Source organism: Pseudomonas sp. GYB4201 (assembly GCF_056312595.1).
Window position 1 is genome coordinate 23,355 of the sequence record NZ_JBWGIG010000038.1, and the last position, 12,552, is coordinate 35,906.

At 56.5% G+C, this 12,552-nt stretch carries 23 protein-coding genes; all 23 read right to left on the minus strand.

The window, feature by feature from the left end:
• Nucleotides 1-7 precede the first annotated feature (7 nt).
• Nucleotides 8-472: a bacterioferritin gene (gene bfr / locus AC0Z2B_RS26415; protein WP_416427115.1), complete on the minus strand. Its 465-nt coding sequence runs from the start codon at nucleotides 470-472 to the stop codon at nucleotides 8-10.
• 156 nt (nucleotides 473-628) lie between these two features.
• A complete protein-coding gene (locus tag AC0Z2B_RS26420; protein ID WP_476300610.1) occupies nucleotides 629-2,077 on the minus strand; it encodes a catalase in 1,449 nt (482 codons plus the stop codon).
• Between the two features lie 196 nt (nucleotides 2,078-2,273).
• Nucleotides 2,274-2,660, minus strand: coding sequence for a 50S ribosomal protein L17 (rplQ, locus tag AC0Z2B_RS26425; protein WP_158154260.1), 387 nt, complete (start codon nucleotides 2,658-2,660; stop codon nucleotides 2,274-2,276).
• A 41-nt stretch (nucleotides 2,661-2,701) separates the two neighbouring features.
• Entirely contained in the window at nucleotides 2,702-3,703 is a 1,002-nt protein-coding gene (locus AC0Z2B_RS26430) for a DNA-directed RNA polymerase subunit alpha (protein WP_007924176.1), read from the minus strand.
• Between the two features lie 22 nt (nucleotides 3,704-3,725).
• Nucleotides 3,726-4,346, minus strand: a complete 621-nt coding sequence (gene rpsD / locus AC0Z2B_RS26435; protein WP_008374133.1) for a 30S ribosomal protein S4 — start codon at nucleotides 4,344-4,346, stop codon at nucleotides 3,726-3,728.
• Nucleotides 4,347-4,364: 18 nt separating this feature from the next.
• Nucleotides 4,365-4,754, minus strand: a complete 390-nt coding sequence (gene rpsK, locus AC0Z2B_RS26440) for a 30S ribosomal protein S11 (RefSeq protein ID WP_002555466.1) — start codon at nucleotides 4,752-4,754, stop codon at nucleotides 4,365-4,367.
• A 30-nt stretch (nucleotides 4,755-4,784) separates the two neighbouring features.
• The gene (rpsM, locus tag AC0Z2B_RS26445; protein WP_008374135.1) at nucleotides 4,785-5,141 is read right to left on the minus strand and encodes a 30S ribosomal protein S13; all 357 of its coding nucleotides are present in this window, start codon (nucleotides 5,139-5,141) and stop codon (nucleotides 4,785-4,787) included.
• 131 nt (nucleotides 5,142-5,272) lie between these two features.
• Nucleotides 5,273-5,389, minus strand: a complete 117-nt coding sequence (gene rpmJ, locus AC0Z2B_RS26450; protein WP_002555468.1) for a 50S ribosomal protein L36 — start codon at nucleotides 5,387-5,389, stop codon at nucleotides 5,273-5,275.
• Between the two features lie 27 nt (nucleotides 5,390-5,416).
• Nucleotides 5,417-6,748 carry a preprotein translocase subunit SecY gene (gene secY, locus AC0Z2B_RS26455; protein WP_416427117.1) on the minus strand — a complete coding sequence of 444 codons (1,332 nt, stop codon included), beginning with the start codon at nucleotides 6,746-6,748 and terminating at the stop codon, nucleotides 5,417-5,419.
• Entirely contained in the window at nucleotides 6,749-7,183 is a 435-nt protein-coding gene (gene rplO / locus AC0Z2B_RS26460; RefSeq protein WP_010220318.1) for a 50S ribosomal protein L15, read from the minus strand.
• Nucleotides 7,184-7,186: 3 nt separating this feature from the next.
• A complete protein-coding gene (rpmD, locus tag AC0Z2B_RS26465; RefSeq protein ID WP_003176408.1) occupies nucleotides 7,187-7,363 on the minus strand; it encodes a 50S ribosomal protein L30 in 177 nt (58 codons plus the stop codon).
• Nucleotides 7,364-7,365: 2 nt separating this feature from the next.
• Nucleotides 7,366-7,866, minus strand: coding sequence for a 30S ribosomal protein S5 (rpsE, locus tag AC0Z2B_RS26470; protein WP_416427118.1), 501 nt, complete (start codon nucleotides 7,864-7,866; stop codon nucleotides 7,366-7,368).
• Nucleotides 7,867-7,869: 3 nt separating this feature from the next.
• Nucleotides 7,870-8,220: a 50S ribosomal protein L18 gene (rplR, locus tag AC0Z2B_RS26475; protein ID WP_008374147.1), complete on the minus strand. Its 351-nt coding sequence runs from the start codon at nucleotides 8,218-8,220 to the stop codon at nucleotides 7,870-7,872.
• Nucleotides 8,221-8,230: 10 nt separating this feature from the next.
• Nucleotides 8,231-8,764, minus strand: a complete 534-nt coding sequence (gene rplF, locus AC0Z2B_RS26480; protein WP_043861928.1) for a 50S ribosomal protein L6 — start codon at nucleotides 8,762-8,764, stop codon at nucleotides 8,231-8,233.
• A gap of 12 nt (nucleotides 8,765-8,776) precedes the next feature.
• Entirely contained in the window at nucleotides 8,777-9,169 is a 393-nt protein-coding gene (gene rpsH, locus AC0Z2B_RS26485; RefSeq protein ID WP_416427119.1) for a 30S ribosomal protein S8, read from the minus strand.
• Between the two features lie 210 nt (nucleotides 9,170-9,379).
• The gene (rpsN, locus tag AC0Z2B_RS26490; protein WP_416427120.1) at nucleotides 9,380-9,685 is read right to left on the minus strand and encodes a 30S ribosomal protein S14; all 306 of its coding nucleotides are present in this window, start codon (nucleotides 9,683-9,685) and stop codon (nucleotides 9,380-9,382) included.
• Nucleotides 9,686-9,698: 13 nt separating this feature from the next.
• A complete protein-coding gene (gene rplE, locus AC0Z2B_RS26495) occupies nucleotides 9,699-10,238 on the minus strand; it encodes a 50S ribosomal protein L5 (RefSeq protein WP_416427121.1) in 540 nt (179 codons plus the stop codon).
• Between the two features lie 20 nt (nucleotides 10,239-10,258).
• Nucleotides 10,259-10,573 carry a 50S ribosomal protein L24 gene (gene rplX, locus AC0Z2B_RS26500; RefSeq protein WP_008374158.1) on the minus strand — a complete coding sequence of 105 codons (315 nt, stop codon included), beginning with the start codon at nucleotides 10,571-10,573 and terminating at the stop codon, nucleotides 10,259-10,261.
• An 11-nt stretch (nucleotides 10,574-10,584) separates the two neighbouring features.
• Nucleotides 10,585-10,953 (minus strand): 50S ribosomal protein L14, encoded by a 369-nt coding sequence (gene rplN, locus AC0Z2B_RS26505; protein ID WP_003243907.1) that lies wholly within the window; start codon nucleotides 10,951-10,953, stop codon nucleotides 10,585-10,587.
• A gap of 23 nt (nucleotides 10,954-10,976) precedes the next feature.
• On the minus strand, nucleotides 10,977-11,243 hold the full coding sequence (gene rpsQ / locus AC0Z2B_RS26510; protein WP_008374160.1) for a 30S ribosomal protein S17: 267 nt from the start codon (nucleotides 11,241-11,243) through the stop codon (nucleotides 10,977-10,979).
• 2 nt (nucleotides 11,244-11,245) lie between these two features.
• The gene (gene rpmC, locus AC0Z2B_RS26515) at nucleotides 11,246-11,437 is read right to left on the minus strand and encodes a 50S ribosomal protein L29 (protein WP_002555481.1); all 192 of its coding nucleotides are present in this window, start codon (nucleotides 11,435-11,437) and stop codon (nucleotides 11,246-11,248) included.
• Nucleotides 11,437-11,850 (minus strand): 50S ribosomal protein L16, encoded by a 414-nt coding sequence (gene rplP / locus AC0Z2B_RS26520; protein WP_003255479.1) that lies wholly within the window; start codon nucleotides 11,848-11,850, stop codon nucleotides 11,437-11,439. The genes rpmC and rplP overlap by 1 nt, the downstream gene beginning before the upstream one ends.
• A gap of 12 nt (nucleotides 11,851-11,862) precedes the next feature.
• A complete protein-coding gene (gene rpsC / locus AC0Z2B_RS26525; protein ID WP_027982006.1) occupies nucleotides 11,863-12,549 on the minus strand; it encodes a 30S ribosomal protein S3 in 687 nt (228 codons plus the stop codon).
• Between the last annotated feature and the right edge of the window lie 3 nt (nucleotides 12,550-12,552).

Genomic DNA, 12,552 nt, shown 5'->3' on the forward strand with positions numbered 1-12,552 from the left:
GCGTCGCTTAGAACTGCGACTGCAGGTAGTTCTGCAGGCCGATGGACTTGATCAGGCCCAACTGCTTCTCCAGCCAGTAGGTGTGATCTTCCTCGGTGTCGGACAGCTGCAGGCGCAGGATGTCGCGGGTGACGTAGTCCTTGTGCTGCTCGCACAGGGCGATGCCCTTGCACAGCGCAGCGCGCACCTTGTACTCCAGGCGCAGGTCAGCTTCGAACATGCTCGGTACGTCGGTGCCGATATCCAGGTCGTCGGGGCGCATGCGTGGCGTGCCCTCGAGCATCAGGATGCGGCGCATCAAGGCGTCGGCATGGCCCGCCTCTTCTTCCATCTCGTGGTTGATGCGCTCGTAAAGCTTGCTGAAACCCCAGTCCTCGTACATCCGCGAGTGGATGAAATACTGATCACGCGCAGCAAGCTCGCCGGTCAGCAGCGTGTTCAGATAATCGATTACGTCCGGGTGCCCTTGCATCGCCCTACATCTCCTTGCTTGAAAGTGGATAGTTTGAACCAAGGCCGAGCGAACGTCACGGAGAGAAAGCTGAAAAATCGCAAAAAAGCAGAGAAAACCAGATGATTGGCAGCGAAAAACCGCCCAAATGAGGGCGGTTCTCCTTAGCATTTCGACTTAGCCGCGTTTTGCTTCCAACGCGCGGGCCACACCCTCGCCGTAGGCCTGGTCGGCCTGGTAGAAGTACGGCAGCTGGCGCTCGATCACGTCGCCGGAAACGCCACTCATTGCGTTAGCGATGTTGTCGATCAGCAAGGCTTGCTGCGCTTCGTTCATCAAACGGAACAGCGCGCCGGCCTGGCTGAAGTAGTCGCCGTCAGTGCGGTGATCGTAGCGGTCTGCTGCACCGCTCAAGGCCAGCGACGGTTCGGCGTATTGCGGCGCCTGTTTGGGCGCATCGCTGTAGCTGTTGGGCTCGTAGTTCGGTGCTGCGCCACCGTTGCTGCCAAACGCCATGGAGCCGTCACGCTGGTAGGAGTTTACCGGGCTGCGTGGCGCGTTCACCGGCAACTGCTGGTGGTTGGTGCCTACGCGGTAGCGGTGCGCATCGGCGTAGGCAAACACGCGGCCTTGCAGCATGCGGTCCGGCGACAACCCCACGCCCGGCACCATGTTGCTCGGCCCGAACGCCGCCTGCTCGACTTCGGCAAAGTAGTTCTGCGGGTTGCGGTTGAGCTCCAGCAGGCCCACCTCGATCAGCGGGAACTCCTTCTGCGACCAGGTCTTGGTCACGTCGAAGGGGTTCTCCCGATGCGCGTTGGCCTGGGCCTCGGTCATCACCTGGATGCACACGCGCCATTGCGGGTAGTCACCGCGCTCGATGGCTTCGAACAGGTCGCGCTGGGCGTAGTCCGGGTCGGTGCCAGCGATACGCGCAGCGTCGGCCGGGGCCAGGTTCTTGATGCCCTGGACGCTCTTGTAGTGCCACTTGACCCAGTGGCGCTCGCCTTGGGCGTTGATCAGGCTGTAGGTGTGGCTGCCGAAGCCGTGCATGAAGCGGTAGCCGTCCGGGATGCCGCGGTCGGAGAACAGAATGGTGACCTGGTGCAGCGCTTCCGGCGAGTGCGACCAGAAATCCCACATGGCCTGGGCGCTTTTCAGGTTGCTTTGCGGCAGGCGCTTCTGGGTGTGGATAAAGTCGGGAAACTTCAGCGGGTCGCGGATGAAGAACACTGGGGTGTTGTTGCCAACGATGTCCCAGTTGCCTTCCTCGGTGTAGAACTTGAGGGCGAAGCCGCGTGGGTCGCGCTCGGTGTCGGCCGAACCACGCTCGCCACCCACCGTAGAGAAGCGCAGGAAGGTCGGGGTTTGCTTGCCCACGTCCGAGAACAGCTTGGCGCAGGTCAGGTCGCTGATGTCGCGGGTCACGGTGAAAGTGCCGTAGGCGCCCGAACCCTTGGCGTGCACGCGGCGCTCTGGGATGTTCTCGCGGTTGAAGTGCGCGAGTTTCTCGATCAGGTGGAAGTCGTCCAGCAGCAGAGGCCCACGGGGACCGGCGGAACGCGAATTCTGGTTGTCGGCTACGGGGGCGCCGCTGGCGGTGGTGAGAGTCTTGCTCTGGCTCATGCTGTGTCTTCCTCTGTCAGACCTGATATGACCGGGCTAATCGGCTTCGGTGGTCAGTATCATTTAGAGGGGTTACAACATCTAATTTATAGATCTTTTGTGCTCGATAGATTTTCGCAATGTCTCGCGAGCGAGTAATAGACGGGCACAAAAAAACCGGGCACTAGGCCCGGTTTTCTTGAACAGCTTGTTCGTCTTACTCAGCAGCTTCTACAGCGCCGCCGACAGGACGATCGACCAGCTCGACGTACGCCATAGGAGCGTTGTCGCCAGCGCGGAAACCGCACTTCAGGATGCGCAGGTAGCCGCCTTCACGGGTGGCGTAGCGCTTGCCCAGGTCGTTGAACAGTTTGCCAACCATTTCTTTCGAACGAGTACGGTCGAAAGCCAGACGGCGGTTAGCAACGCTGTCTACCTTGGCCAGGGTGATCAGCGGCTCGGCAACGCGGCGCAGTTCCTTGGCTTTCGGCAGGGTAGTCTTGATCAGCTCGTGCTCGAACAGCGACACCGCCATGTTCTGGAACATAGCCTTGCGGTGAGAGCTGGTACGGCTCAGGTGACGTCCACTTTTACGATGACGCATGGTTCATTCCTTACCAAACTTACGTTCGGTGATTACGACGATCAGGCAGTCGCCTTGTCGTCCTTCTTAAGACTTGCAGGCGGCCAGTTGTCGAGGCGCATGCCGAGGGACAGACCGCGGGAGGCCAGAACGTCCTTGATTTCAGTCAAGGATTTCTTGCCCAGGTTCGGAGTCTTCAACAGTTCTACTTCGGTACGCTGAATCAGGTCGCCGATGTAGTAAATGTTTTCCGCCTTAAGGCAGTTAGCCGAACGTACAGTCAGTTCCAGATCGTCAACCGGGCGAAGCAGGATCGGGTCGATCTCATCTTCTTGCTCGATTACAACAGGTTCGCTGTCACCTTTGAGGTCCACGAACGCAGCCAGCTGCTGTTGCAGGATGGTTGCGGCGCGACGGATAGCCTCTTCAGGATCCAGGGTACCGTTGGTTTCCAGATCAATTACCAGCTTGTCCAGGTTGGTACGCTGTTCGACACGGGCGTTTTCCACCACGTATGCGATACGGCGAACCGGGCTGAACGAGGAGTCCAGCTGCAAGCGACCAATGCTGCGGCTTTCGTCTTCATCGCTCTGACGCGAATCGGCCGGTTCATAACCACGACCACGAGCTACAACGAGCTTCATGTTCAAGGCGCCGTTAGACGCCAGGTTGGCGATTACGTGATCGGGGTTAACGATCTCGACATCATGATCCAGCTGAATATCGGCAGCGGTAACCACCCCCGAACCCTTCTTCGACAAGGTCAGCGTAACTTCGTCACGACCGTGCAGCTTGATAGCCAGACCTTTCAGGTTCAACAGGATTTCGATTACGTCTTCCTGTACACCTTCGATGGCGCTGTACTCGTGGAGCACACCGTCAATCTCGGCCTCGACTACTGCACAGCCGGGCATTGAGGACAACAGGATGCGGCGCAGCGCGTTGCCCAGGGTATGGCCGAAACCACGCTCGAGAGGCTCGAGCGTAATTTTAGCGCGGGTTGGACTGACGACCTGCACATCAATGTGGCGGGGCGTCAGGAACTCATTTACCGAAATCTGCATGGATGCACCTATTTTCTAGCCCTTACTTGGAGTAGAGCTCGACAATCAGGCTTTCGTTGATGTCGGCGGACAGATCACTGCGAGCAGGAACGTTCTTGAAAACGCCCGATTTCTTCTCAGTGTCAACGTCTACCCACTCAACGCGGCCACGCTGGGCGCACAGCTCAAGGGCCTGAACGATGCGCAGCTGGTTCTTCGATTTCTCGCGAACCGCGACCACGTCACCCTGACGAACCTGGTAGGACGGGACGTTTACAGTCTTGCCATTAACGCTGATCGCTTTGTGCGAAACCAGCTGGCGGGACTCGGCACGGGTAGCACCGAAGCCCATACGGTAAACGACGTTGTCCAGACGGCATTCGAGCAGTTGCAGCAGGTTCTCACCAGTAGCGCCTTTCTTGCCGGCTGCTTCTTTGTAGTAACCGCTGAACTGACGCTCGAGAACGCCGTAAATACGACGGACCTTCTGCTTTTCACGCAGTTGGGTGCCGTAGTCGGACTGGCGACCGCGGCGCTGGCCGTGGATACCTGGGGCTGCTTCGATATTGCACTTCGATTCCAGAGCGCGAACGCCACTTTTCAGGAACAGGTCAGTGCCTTCACGACGAGCCAGTTTGCATTTTGGACCAATGTAACGAGCCATTATCTATCGTCTCCTGAATTACACGCGGCGCTTCTTCGGCGGACGGCACCCGTTATGCGGGATTGGCGTCACGTCGGTGATGCTGGCGATCTTGTAGCCGCAGCCGTTCAAAGCACGGACAGCGGATTCACGACCTGGACCTGGACCTTTGACGTTTACGTCGAGGTTTTTCAGGCCATATTCCAGCGCAGCTTGACCAGCACGCTCAGCAGCTACTTGAGCAGCGAACGGGGTGGACTTGCGGGAACCGCGGAAACCCGAACCGCCGGAGGTAGCCCAGGACAGGGCGTTACCTTGACGATCGGTAATGGTCACGATGGTGTTGTTGAAAGACGCGTGGATGTGGGCGATGCCATCAACCACTGTCTTTTTTACTTTTTTACGAGGACGAGCAGCAGGTTTTGCCATGACTAAATTCCTGTCGATTCGCTGGTGCGATTACTTGCGGATCGGCTTACGCGGACCTTTACGGGTACGCGCGTTGGTCTTGGTACGCTGACCGCGTACTGGAAGACCACGACGATGACGCAGGCCACGGTAGCAGCCCAGATCCATCAAGCGCTTGATTTTCATGTTGATTTCGCGGCGCAGATCACCTTCAGTGGTGAACTTCGCCACTTCGCCACGCAGCTGTTCAATCTGCTCGTCGCTCAGATCCTTGATCTTTGCGGCTGGGTTGACCCCAGTGTCTGCACAGATCTTCTGTGCAGTTGTGCGACCAACACCATAGATGTAGGTCAGCGAGATAACAGTGTGCTTGTTATCTGGAATGTTGACGCCTGCAATACGGGCCATTCAGTGGGACTCCAATTGACAGCTACCTACGCCCCGGAAGCCAAGAAATAGGGCGCGAGATAATATCGCTGTAATAACAAATAATCAACCCAGCAGCGCACTAGCTGCTGGGCTTGTAGCACAGATCACACTCAGCCTTGGCGCTGTTTGTGACGTGGTTCCGCGCTGCAAATTACTCGAACGACACCTTCGCGGCGAATAATTTTGCAGTTGCGGCACAGCTTTTTCACCGATGCACGAACTTTCATCACCAACTCCTCGAACCTTATGGGTCTTCAGCGCAGCAAACCGCTGCCGCCGTAGCCCTTCAGGTTGGCTTTCTTCATCAGGGATTCGTACTGGTGTGAAACGAGGTGCGATTGTACTTGGGACATGAAGTCCATCACAACCACTACCACGATCAGCAACGAGGTCCCGCCAAGGTAGAACGGTACGTTTGCCGCAACCACCAGGAACTGGGGAAGCAGACAGACGGCCGTCATGTAGAGAGCACCGAACATGGTCAAACGGGTCAGAACGCCATCAATGTAGCGCGCCGACTGCTCGCCAGGACGGATGCCCGGAATAAAGGCACCGGACTTCTTCAGGTTTTCCGCTACGTCTTTCGGATTGAACATCAACGCCGTATAGAAGAAGCAGAAGAAAATAATCCCTGCACTAAACAGCAGAATATTCAACGGCTGACCAGGAGCGATCGACTGCGAGAGATCCTGCAGCCAGCCCATACCAGCAGACTGACCGAACCAGGCACCCAGCGAAGCCGGGAACAGCAAAATGCTGCTCGCGAAAATAGCAGGAATCACACCCGCCATGTTCACTTTCAGCGGCAAGTGGCTCGTCTGCGCAGCGAAGACCTTGCGGCCCTGCTGACGCTTGGCGTAGTGAACAGCAATACGACGCTGACCACGCTCGATGAACACCACGAAACCGATAATCGCTACTGCCAGCACACCGACAGCTACCAAGGCGAAAATGTTGATATCACCCTGACGCGCAGACTCGAAAGACTGCCCGACTGCTCTCGGAAGACCGGCGACGATACCCGAAAAAATCAACATCGAGATACCGTTGCCAACACCGCGCTCGGTAATCTGCTCGCCCAGCCACATCATGAACATCGCACCTGCCACGAAGGTGGCGACTGCGACGAAATAGAAGCTAATGCCTGCAGAGAACGAAACACCCTGGTTGGCCAAGCCAATGGCCATGCCAGTTGCTTGAACCAAAGCCAGGATGACGGTGCCGTAGCGGGTGTACTGGCTGATCTTGCGACGGCCAGCTTCACCTTCCTTCTTCAACTGCTCCAGCTGCGGGCTGACGACGGTCATCAGTTGCATGATGATCGATGCCGAGATGTACGGCATGATCCCCAGTGCAAAGATGCTCATACGCTCCAGCGCGCCGCCGGAAAACATGTTGAACAAGCTAAGAATGGTCCCCTCATTCTGTCGAAACAGGTCCGCCAGACGGTCCGGGTTGATACCTGGAACTGGGATGTGCGCGCCGATTCGGTAGACGATAATCGCCAGGAACAGGAAACGCAGACGAGCCCAGAGTTCGGACAACCCGCCTTTGCCTAGCGCTGAGAGAGCACCTTGCTTAGCCATTTATTCCTCGAACTTGCCGCCAGCTGCTTCGATAGCCGCACGCGCACCTTTGGTGGCTGCGATGCCCTTGATGGTGACTGCGCGAGTAACTTCGCCCGACAGCATGATTTTCACACGCTGAACGTTCTGGTTAATCACGTTGGCATCCTTCAGGGACTGAACGGTTACCACGTCGCCTTCCACTTTGGCCAGCTCGGACAGACGCACTTCTGCGCGGTCCATGGCTTTCAGGGAAACGAAGCCGAACTTCGGCAGACGACGGTGCAGCGGCTGTTGACCGCCTTCAAAGCCTGGAGCAATGGTGCCACCGGAGCGCGAGGTCTGACCTTTGTGGCCACGGCCACCAGTCTTACCCAAACCGCTACCGATACCACGGCCCGGACGATGCTTCTCGCGACGGGAACCCGGCGCTGGACTCAGATCATTGAGTTTCATCGATTAGCCCTCAACGCGCAGCATGTAGTAAGCCTTGTTGATCATCCCGCGGTTCTCGGGAGTATCCTGGACTTCTACAGTGTGACCGATGCGACGCAGACCCAGACCCTTAACGCACAGTTTGTGGTTAGGGATGCGGCCGGTCATGCTTTTGATCAGCGTAACTTTAACGGTAGCCATGATCAGACGATCTCCTCAACGCTCTTGCCGCGCTTGGCAGCAATGGACGACGGGGATTGCATGGTTTTCAGACCCTTGAAGGTGGCGTGTACCACGTTCACTGGGTTGGTCGAACCGTAGCACTTGGCCAGGACGTTCTGAACACCAGCAACTTCCAGCACGGCACGCATGGCGCCGCCGGCGATGATACCGGTACCTTCCGAAGCAGGCTGCATGTAGACCTTCGAAGCGCCGTGGGCGGATTTCAGGGCGTACTGCAGAGTGGTGCCGTTCAGGTCCACTTGAATCATGTTGCGACGAGCAGCTTCCATAGCCTTCTGGATCGCAGCAGGCACTTCACGCGACTTGCCACGGCCGAAGCCTACACGGCCCTTGCCATCACCAACCACGGTCAACGCGGTGAAGGTGAAGATACGGCCGCCTTTAACGGTTTTGGCTACGCGGTTAACTTGAACCAGCTTCTCAATGTAGCCTTCGTCGCGCTTTTGGTCGTTATTTGACATAACTTAGAACTCCAGCCCAGCTTCACGAGCAGCATCAGCCAGCGCTTTCACGCGGCCGTGGTACTTGAAGCCAGAGCGGTCGAAAGCCACCTGCGAGACGCCTGCGGCTTTCGCACGCGAAGCGACCAGCTGGCCAACCTTAGTGGCCGCGTCGATGTTGCCAGTGGCGCCATCACGCAGTTCTTTGTCCAAAGTCGAGGCGCTTGCCAGGACTTTGCTGCCGTCGGCCGAGATGACCTGGGCATAGATGTGCTGCGAAGAGCGGAACACGCAGAGACGCACGACTTCGAGTTCGTGCATTTTCAGGCGTGCTTTGCGAGCGCGACGCAGTCGAGTAACTTTTTTGTCGGTCATTTGCTATGCCCTACTTCTTCTTGGCTTCTTTACGACGGACGACTTCGTCCGCGTAACGCACACCCTTACCTTTGTAAGGCTCTGGTGGACGGAAATCGCGGATTTCAGCGGCCACTTGACCCACCAGCTGCTTGTCGATGCCCTTGATCAGGATATCGGTCTGGCTAGGAGTCTCAGCGGTGATGCCTTCCGGCAGTTCGTAGTCCACTGGGTGCGAGAAGCCGAGAGCCAGGTTCAGCACTGTGCCTTTAGCTTGTGCCTTGTAACCAACACCGACCAGCTGGAGCTTGCGCTCGAAGCCTTGGCTTACGCCTTGGACCATGTTGTTTACCAGAGCACGAGTGGTACCGGCCATTGCACGAGTCTGTTGGTCGCCGTTGCGAGCAGCGAAACGCAGCTCACCAGCTTCTTCAACGACTTCAACGGACGAGTGAACATTCAGTTCCAGAGTGCCCTTGGCACCCTTCACCGAAAGCTGTTGGCCGACGAATTTGACTTCGACACCAGCCGGCAGCTTTACGGGGTTCTTAGCGACGCGAGACATGCTTATCCCCCCTTAGAACACTGTGCAAAGAACTTCGCCGCCGACACCGGCAGCGCGCGCAGCACGATCCGTCATCACACCTTTGTTGGTGGAGACGATGGACACGCCGAGACCGCCACGAACTTTTGGCAGCTCATCGACGGACTTGTACTGACGCAGACCTGGACGACTTACGCGTTTGACTTCTTCGATGACTGGACGGCCTTCGAAGTACTTCAGCTCGATGGAAAGCGACGGTTTTGCTTCGCTGCTTACCTGATAACCCGCGATATAACCTTCGTCCTTCAGAACTTTGGCTACAGCTACCTTCAACGAAGAAGACGGCATGCTTACGACGGACTTTTCAGCCATCTGGGCATTACGGATTCGAGTTAGCATGTCCGCTAACGGGTCCTGCATACTCATGGGCTAGACGCTCCTGTTACAAAAAATTTTAGCCTTGCGGCTACTACGTCGCCGAGCAGACTGCGGTTCGAAAACCCAGGCTCAGGCGAGCCGGTCATTCTAGACATACCCCAGAAATGAATCAAGCCCCGTGAGGGGCTTGATTCGATCTCAAGGTCACCGGCGGTCGGCTGATTGCTCAGCCTCGCGCCAGGACTTTGGGAGTACGGCTTACCAGGAGGCTTTAACCAGACCTGGTACGTCACCGCGCATTGCTGCTTCACGCAGCTTGTTACGGCCCAGGCCGAACTTGCGGTAAACGCCGTGTGGACGACCAGTGATGCGGCAGCGGTTACGCATGCGCGAGGCGCTTGCGTCACGTGGCTGCTTCTGCAGAGCTACGGAAGCATTCCAACGCTCTTCGTCACTTGCGTTCAGATTCACGATGATAGCTTTCAGCTCAGCACGCTTCTTGGCGTATTTTGCTACCGTCAGCTGACGCTTCAGCTCACGGTTCTTCATGCTCTTCTTGGCCATTTTCCTACTCCAATCAGTTGCGGAACGGGAAGTTGAAAGCACGCAGCAGAGCGCGGCCTTCTTCATCCGAACGAGCAGTGGTGGTCAGGGTAATGTCCAGACCGCGCAGAGCATCGATCTTGTCGTAATCGATTTCCGGGAAAATGATCTGCTCTTTCACGCCCATGCTGTAGTTGCCACGACCATCGAAGGACTTGGCATTCAGGCCGCGGAAGTCGCGTACCCGAGGCAGGGAGATCGCCAGCAGGCGGTCCAGGAATTCGTACATACGATCGCGACGCAGGGTAACCTTGACGCCAATCGGCCAGCCCTCACGGACCTTGAAGCCTGCAATCGACTTACGAGCGTAAGTGACGACAGCCTTCTGGCCGGTGATTTTTTCCATGTCGGCAACAGCGTGCTCGATGACTTTCTTGTCGCCGATCGCTTCGCCCAGACCCATGTTCAGGGTGATTTTGGTAACGCGCGGAACTTCCATCACGTTCGACAGCTTAAGTTCTTCTTTAAGCTTCGGAGCGATTTCCTTCCGGTAAATCTCTTTCAGTCGTGCCATGGTCTTCTACCTAGCAGTGTTCAAGCATCAACCGCTTTTTGGGTCGACTTGAAGACACGAATTTTTTTGCCTTCTTCTACTTTGAAACCAACGCGGTCAGCCTTGTTGGTTTCGCCGTTGAAAATGGCGACGTTGGAAGCGTGCAGAGGCGCTTCTTTCTCGACGATACCGCCCTGTACGCCCGACATCGGGTTAGGCTTGGTATGACGCTTCACCAGGTTGATCCCACCAACGACCAGACGGTCGTCAGCGAGAACCTTCAGCACCTTACCGCGCTTGCCTTTGTCTTTGCCGGCGATCACGATGATCTCGTCGTCACGACGAATCTTTTGCATGTCGGATCTCCTTACAGCACTTCTGGGGCGAGCGAGACGATCTTCATGAACTTCTCGGAACGAAGCTCACGGGTCACTGGCCCAAAGATACGGGTGCCGATCGGCTCTTGCTTGTTGTTCAGCAGAACAGCAGCGTTGCCATCAAAGCGGATAATGGAGCCGTCAGCGCGACGAACACCGTGGCGAGTGCGGACTACGACAGCAGTCATCACTTGGCCTTTCTTCACCTTACCGCGAGGAATTGCTTCCTTGACGGTAACTTTGATGATGTCACCGATACCAGCGTAACGACGATGCGAGCCACCCAGCACCTTGATGCACATAACGCGACGAGCGCCGCTGTTATCGGCCACATCGAGCATGGATTGAGTCTGAATCATATAATTTCTCCGACCCCTAGCCCTTAGACTTCCACAGCGCGTTCGAGAACTTCAACCAGTGCCCAGGACTTAGTCTTGGCCAGCGGACGAGTTTCACGAATCGAAACTTTGTCGCCGATGTGGCATTGGTTGGTTTCGTCGTGCGCGTGCAGCTTAGTCGAACGCTTAACGTATTTGCCGTAGATCGGGTGCTTTACGCGACGCTCGATCAATACGGTGATGGTCTTGTCCATCTTGTCGCTGACGACACGGCCAGTCAGCGTACGGACGGTTTTTTCGGCTTCAGCCATGATTACTTACCTGCCTGCTGGTTGAGCACAGTTTTCACGCGAGCGATGTCACGCTTCACTTGCGAGAGCAGGTGAGACTGCCCCAACTGGCCAGTTGCTTTCTGCATGCGCAGATTGAACTGGTCGCGCAGCAAGCCGAGCAGTTGCTCGTTCAGTTGCTGTGCTGATTTCTCACGAAGTTCATTCGCTTTCATCACATCACCGTCCGCTTAACAAAGGAGGTGGCGAGAGGCAGCTTTGCAGCTGCCAAGGCGAATGCCTCACGCGCCAGCTCTTCAGAAACACCCTCGATTTCATACAGGACTTTGCCTGGCTGAATCTGGGCAACCCAGTACTCGACGGAACCTTTACCTTTACCCATCCGCACTTCGAGAGGCTTCTTGGAGATCGGCTTGTCCGGGAATACACGGATCCAGATCTTGCCGCCACGTTTTACGTGACGGGTCAGGGCACGACGTGCCGACTCGATCTGACGGGCGGTGAGACGACCGCGGGCAACAGCTTTCAAGGCGAACTCGCCGAAGCTGACTTTGCTACCGCGCAGTGCCAGACCACGGTTGTGGCCAGTCATCTGCTTGCGGAACTTCGTACGCTTAGGTTGCAACATTTGGCGTACCCCTTACTTAGCAGCTTTTTTACGAGGCGCTGGTGCTTGTGGTTTCAGTTCTTCTTGGCGACCACCAATTACTTCGCCTTTGAAGATCCAAACCTTCACACCGATCACACCGTAAGTGGTGTGAGCTTCGTAGGTGGCATAGTCGATATCGGCACGCAGGGTGTGCAGTGGCACACGACCTTCGCGATACCATTCAGTACGTGCGATTTCAGCACCGCCGAGACGACCGCTCACTTGGATTTTGATGCCTTTGGCACCAATGCGCATGGCGTTCTGTACGGCGCGCTTCATAGCGCGACGGAACATTACGCGACGCTCCAGCTGCTGAGCTACGCTCTGGGCAACCAGCATACCGTCGAGTTCCGGCTTGCGGATTTCTTCGATATTGATGTGCACAGGCACACCCATCTGCTTGGTCAGGTCCTGACGCAGTTTCTCAACATCTTCACCTTTCTTCCCGATAACGATACCAGGACGAGCGGTGTGGATGGTGATGCGTGCAGTTTGAGCCGGACGATGGATATCGATACGGCTTACGGACGCGCTTTTTAGTTTGTCTTGGAGATACTCACGCACCTTCAGATCTGCGAACAAGTAGTCCGCATAAGTCCGACCGTCTGCGTACCAGACGGAGGTGTGCTCCTTGACGATTCCCAGGCGAATGCCAATGGGATGTACTTTCTGACCCATCTG

Excerpts from the sequence above, each read along its gene's own strand:
- bfr (WP_416427115.1), bottom strand. The coding sequence starts at position 472 with ATGCAAGGGCACCCGGACGTAATCGATTATCTGAACACGCTGCTGACC.
- AC0Z2B_RS26420 (WP_476300610.1), bottom strand. The coding sequence starts at position 2,077 with ATGAGCCAGAGCAAGACTCTCACCACCGCCAGCGGCGCCCCCGTAGCC.
- rplQ (WP_158154260.1), bottom strand. The coding sequence starts at position 2,660 with ATGCGTCATCGTAAAAGTGGACGTCACCTGAGCCGTACCAGCTCTCAC.
- AC0Z2B_RS26430 (WP_007924176.1), bottom strand. The coding sequence starts at position 3,703 with ATGCAGATTTCGGTAAATGAGTTCCTGACGCCCCGCCACATTGATGTG.
- rpsD (WP_008374133.1), bottom strand. The coding sequence starts at position 4,346 with ATGGCTCGTTACATTGGTCCAAAATGCAAACTGGCTCGTCGTGAAGGC.
- rpsK (WP_002555466.1), bottom strand. The coding sequence starts at position 4,754 with ATGGCAAAACCTGCTGCTCGTCCTCGTAAAAAAGTAAAAAAGACAGTG.
- rpsM (WP_008374135.1), bottom strand. The coding sequence starts at position 5,141 with ATGGCCCGTATTGCAGGCGTCAACATTCCAGATAACAAGCACACTGTT.
- rpmJ (WP_002555468.1), bottom strand. The coding sequence starts at position 5,389 with ATGAAAGTTCGTGCATCGGTGAAAAAGCTGTGCCGCAACTGCAAAATT.
- secY (WP_416427117.1), bottom strand. The coding sequence starts at position 6,748 with ATGGCTAAGCAAGGTGCTCTCTCAGCGCTAGGCAAAGGCGGGTTGTCC.
- rplO (WP_010220318.1), bottom strand. The coding sequence starts at position 7,183 with ATGAAACTCAATGATCTGAGTCCAGCGCCGGGTTCCCGTCGCGAGAAG.
- rpmD (WP_003176408.1), bottom strand. The coding sequence starts at position 7,363 with ATGGCTACCGTTAAAGTTACGCTGATCAAAAGCATGACCGGCCGCATC.
- rpsE (WP_416427118.1), bottom strand. The coding sequence starts at position 7,866 with ATGTCAAATAACGACCAAAAGCGCGACGAAGGCTACATTGAGAAGCTG.
- rplR (WP_008374147.1), bottom strand. The coding sequence starts at position 8,220 with ATGACCGACAAAAAAGTTACTCGACTGCGTCGCGCTCGCAAAGCACGC.
- rplF (WP_043861928.1), bottom strand. The coding sequence starts at position 8,764 with ATGTCTCGCGTCGCTAAGAACCCCGTAAAGCTGCCGGCTGGTGTCGAA.
- rpsH (WP_416427119.1), bottom strand. The coding sequence starts at position 9,169 with ATGAGTATGCAGGACCCGTTAGCGGACATGCTAACTCGAATCCGTAAT.
- rpsN (WP_416427120.1), bottom strand. The coding sequence starts at position 9,685 with ATGGCCAAGAAGAGCATGAAGAACCGTGAGCTGAAGCGTCAGCTGACG.
- rplE (WP_416427121.1), bottom strand. The coding sequence starts at position 10,238 with ATGGCACGACTGAAAGAGATTTACCGGAAGGAAATCGCTCCGAAGCTT.
- rplX (WP_008374158.1), bottom strand. The coding sequence starts at position 10,573 with ATGCAAAAGATTCGTCGTGACGACGAGATCATCGTGATCGCCGGCAAA.
- rplN (WP_003243907.1), bottom strand. The coding sequence starts at position 10,953 with ATGATTCAGACTCAATCCATGCTCGATGTGGCCGATAACAGCGGCGCT.
- rpsQ (WP_008374160.1), bottom strand. The coding sequence starts at position 11,243 with ATGGCTGAAGCCGAAAAAACCGTCCGTACGCTGACTGGCCGTGTCGTC.
- rpmC (WP_002555481.1), bottom strand. The coding sequence starts at position 11,437 with ATGAAAGCGAATGAACTTCGTGAGAAATCAGCACAGCAACTGAACGAG.
- rplP (WP_003255479.1), bottom strand. The coding sequence starts at position 11,850 with ATGTTGCAACCTAAGCGTACGAAGTTCCGCAAGCAGATGACTGGCCAC.
- rpsC (WP_027982006.1), bottom strand. The coding sequence starts at position 12,549 with ATGGGTCAGAAAGTACATCCCATTGGCATTCGCCTGGGAATCGTCAAG.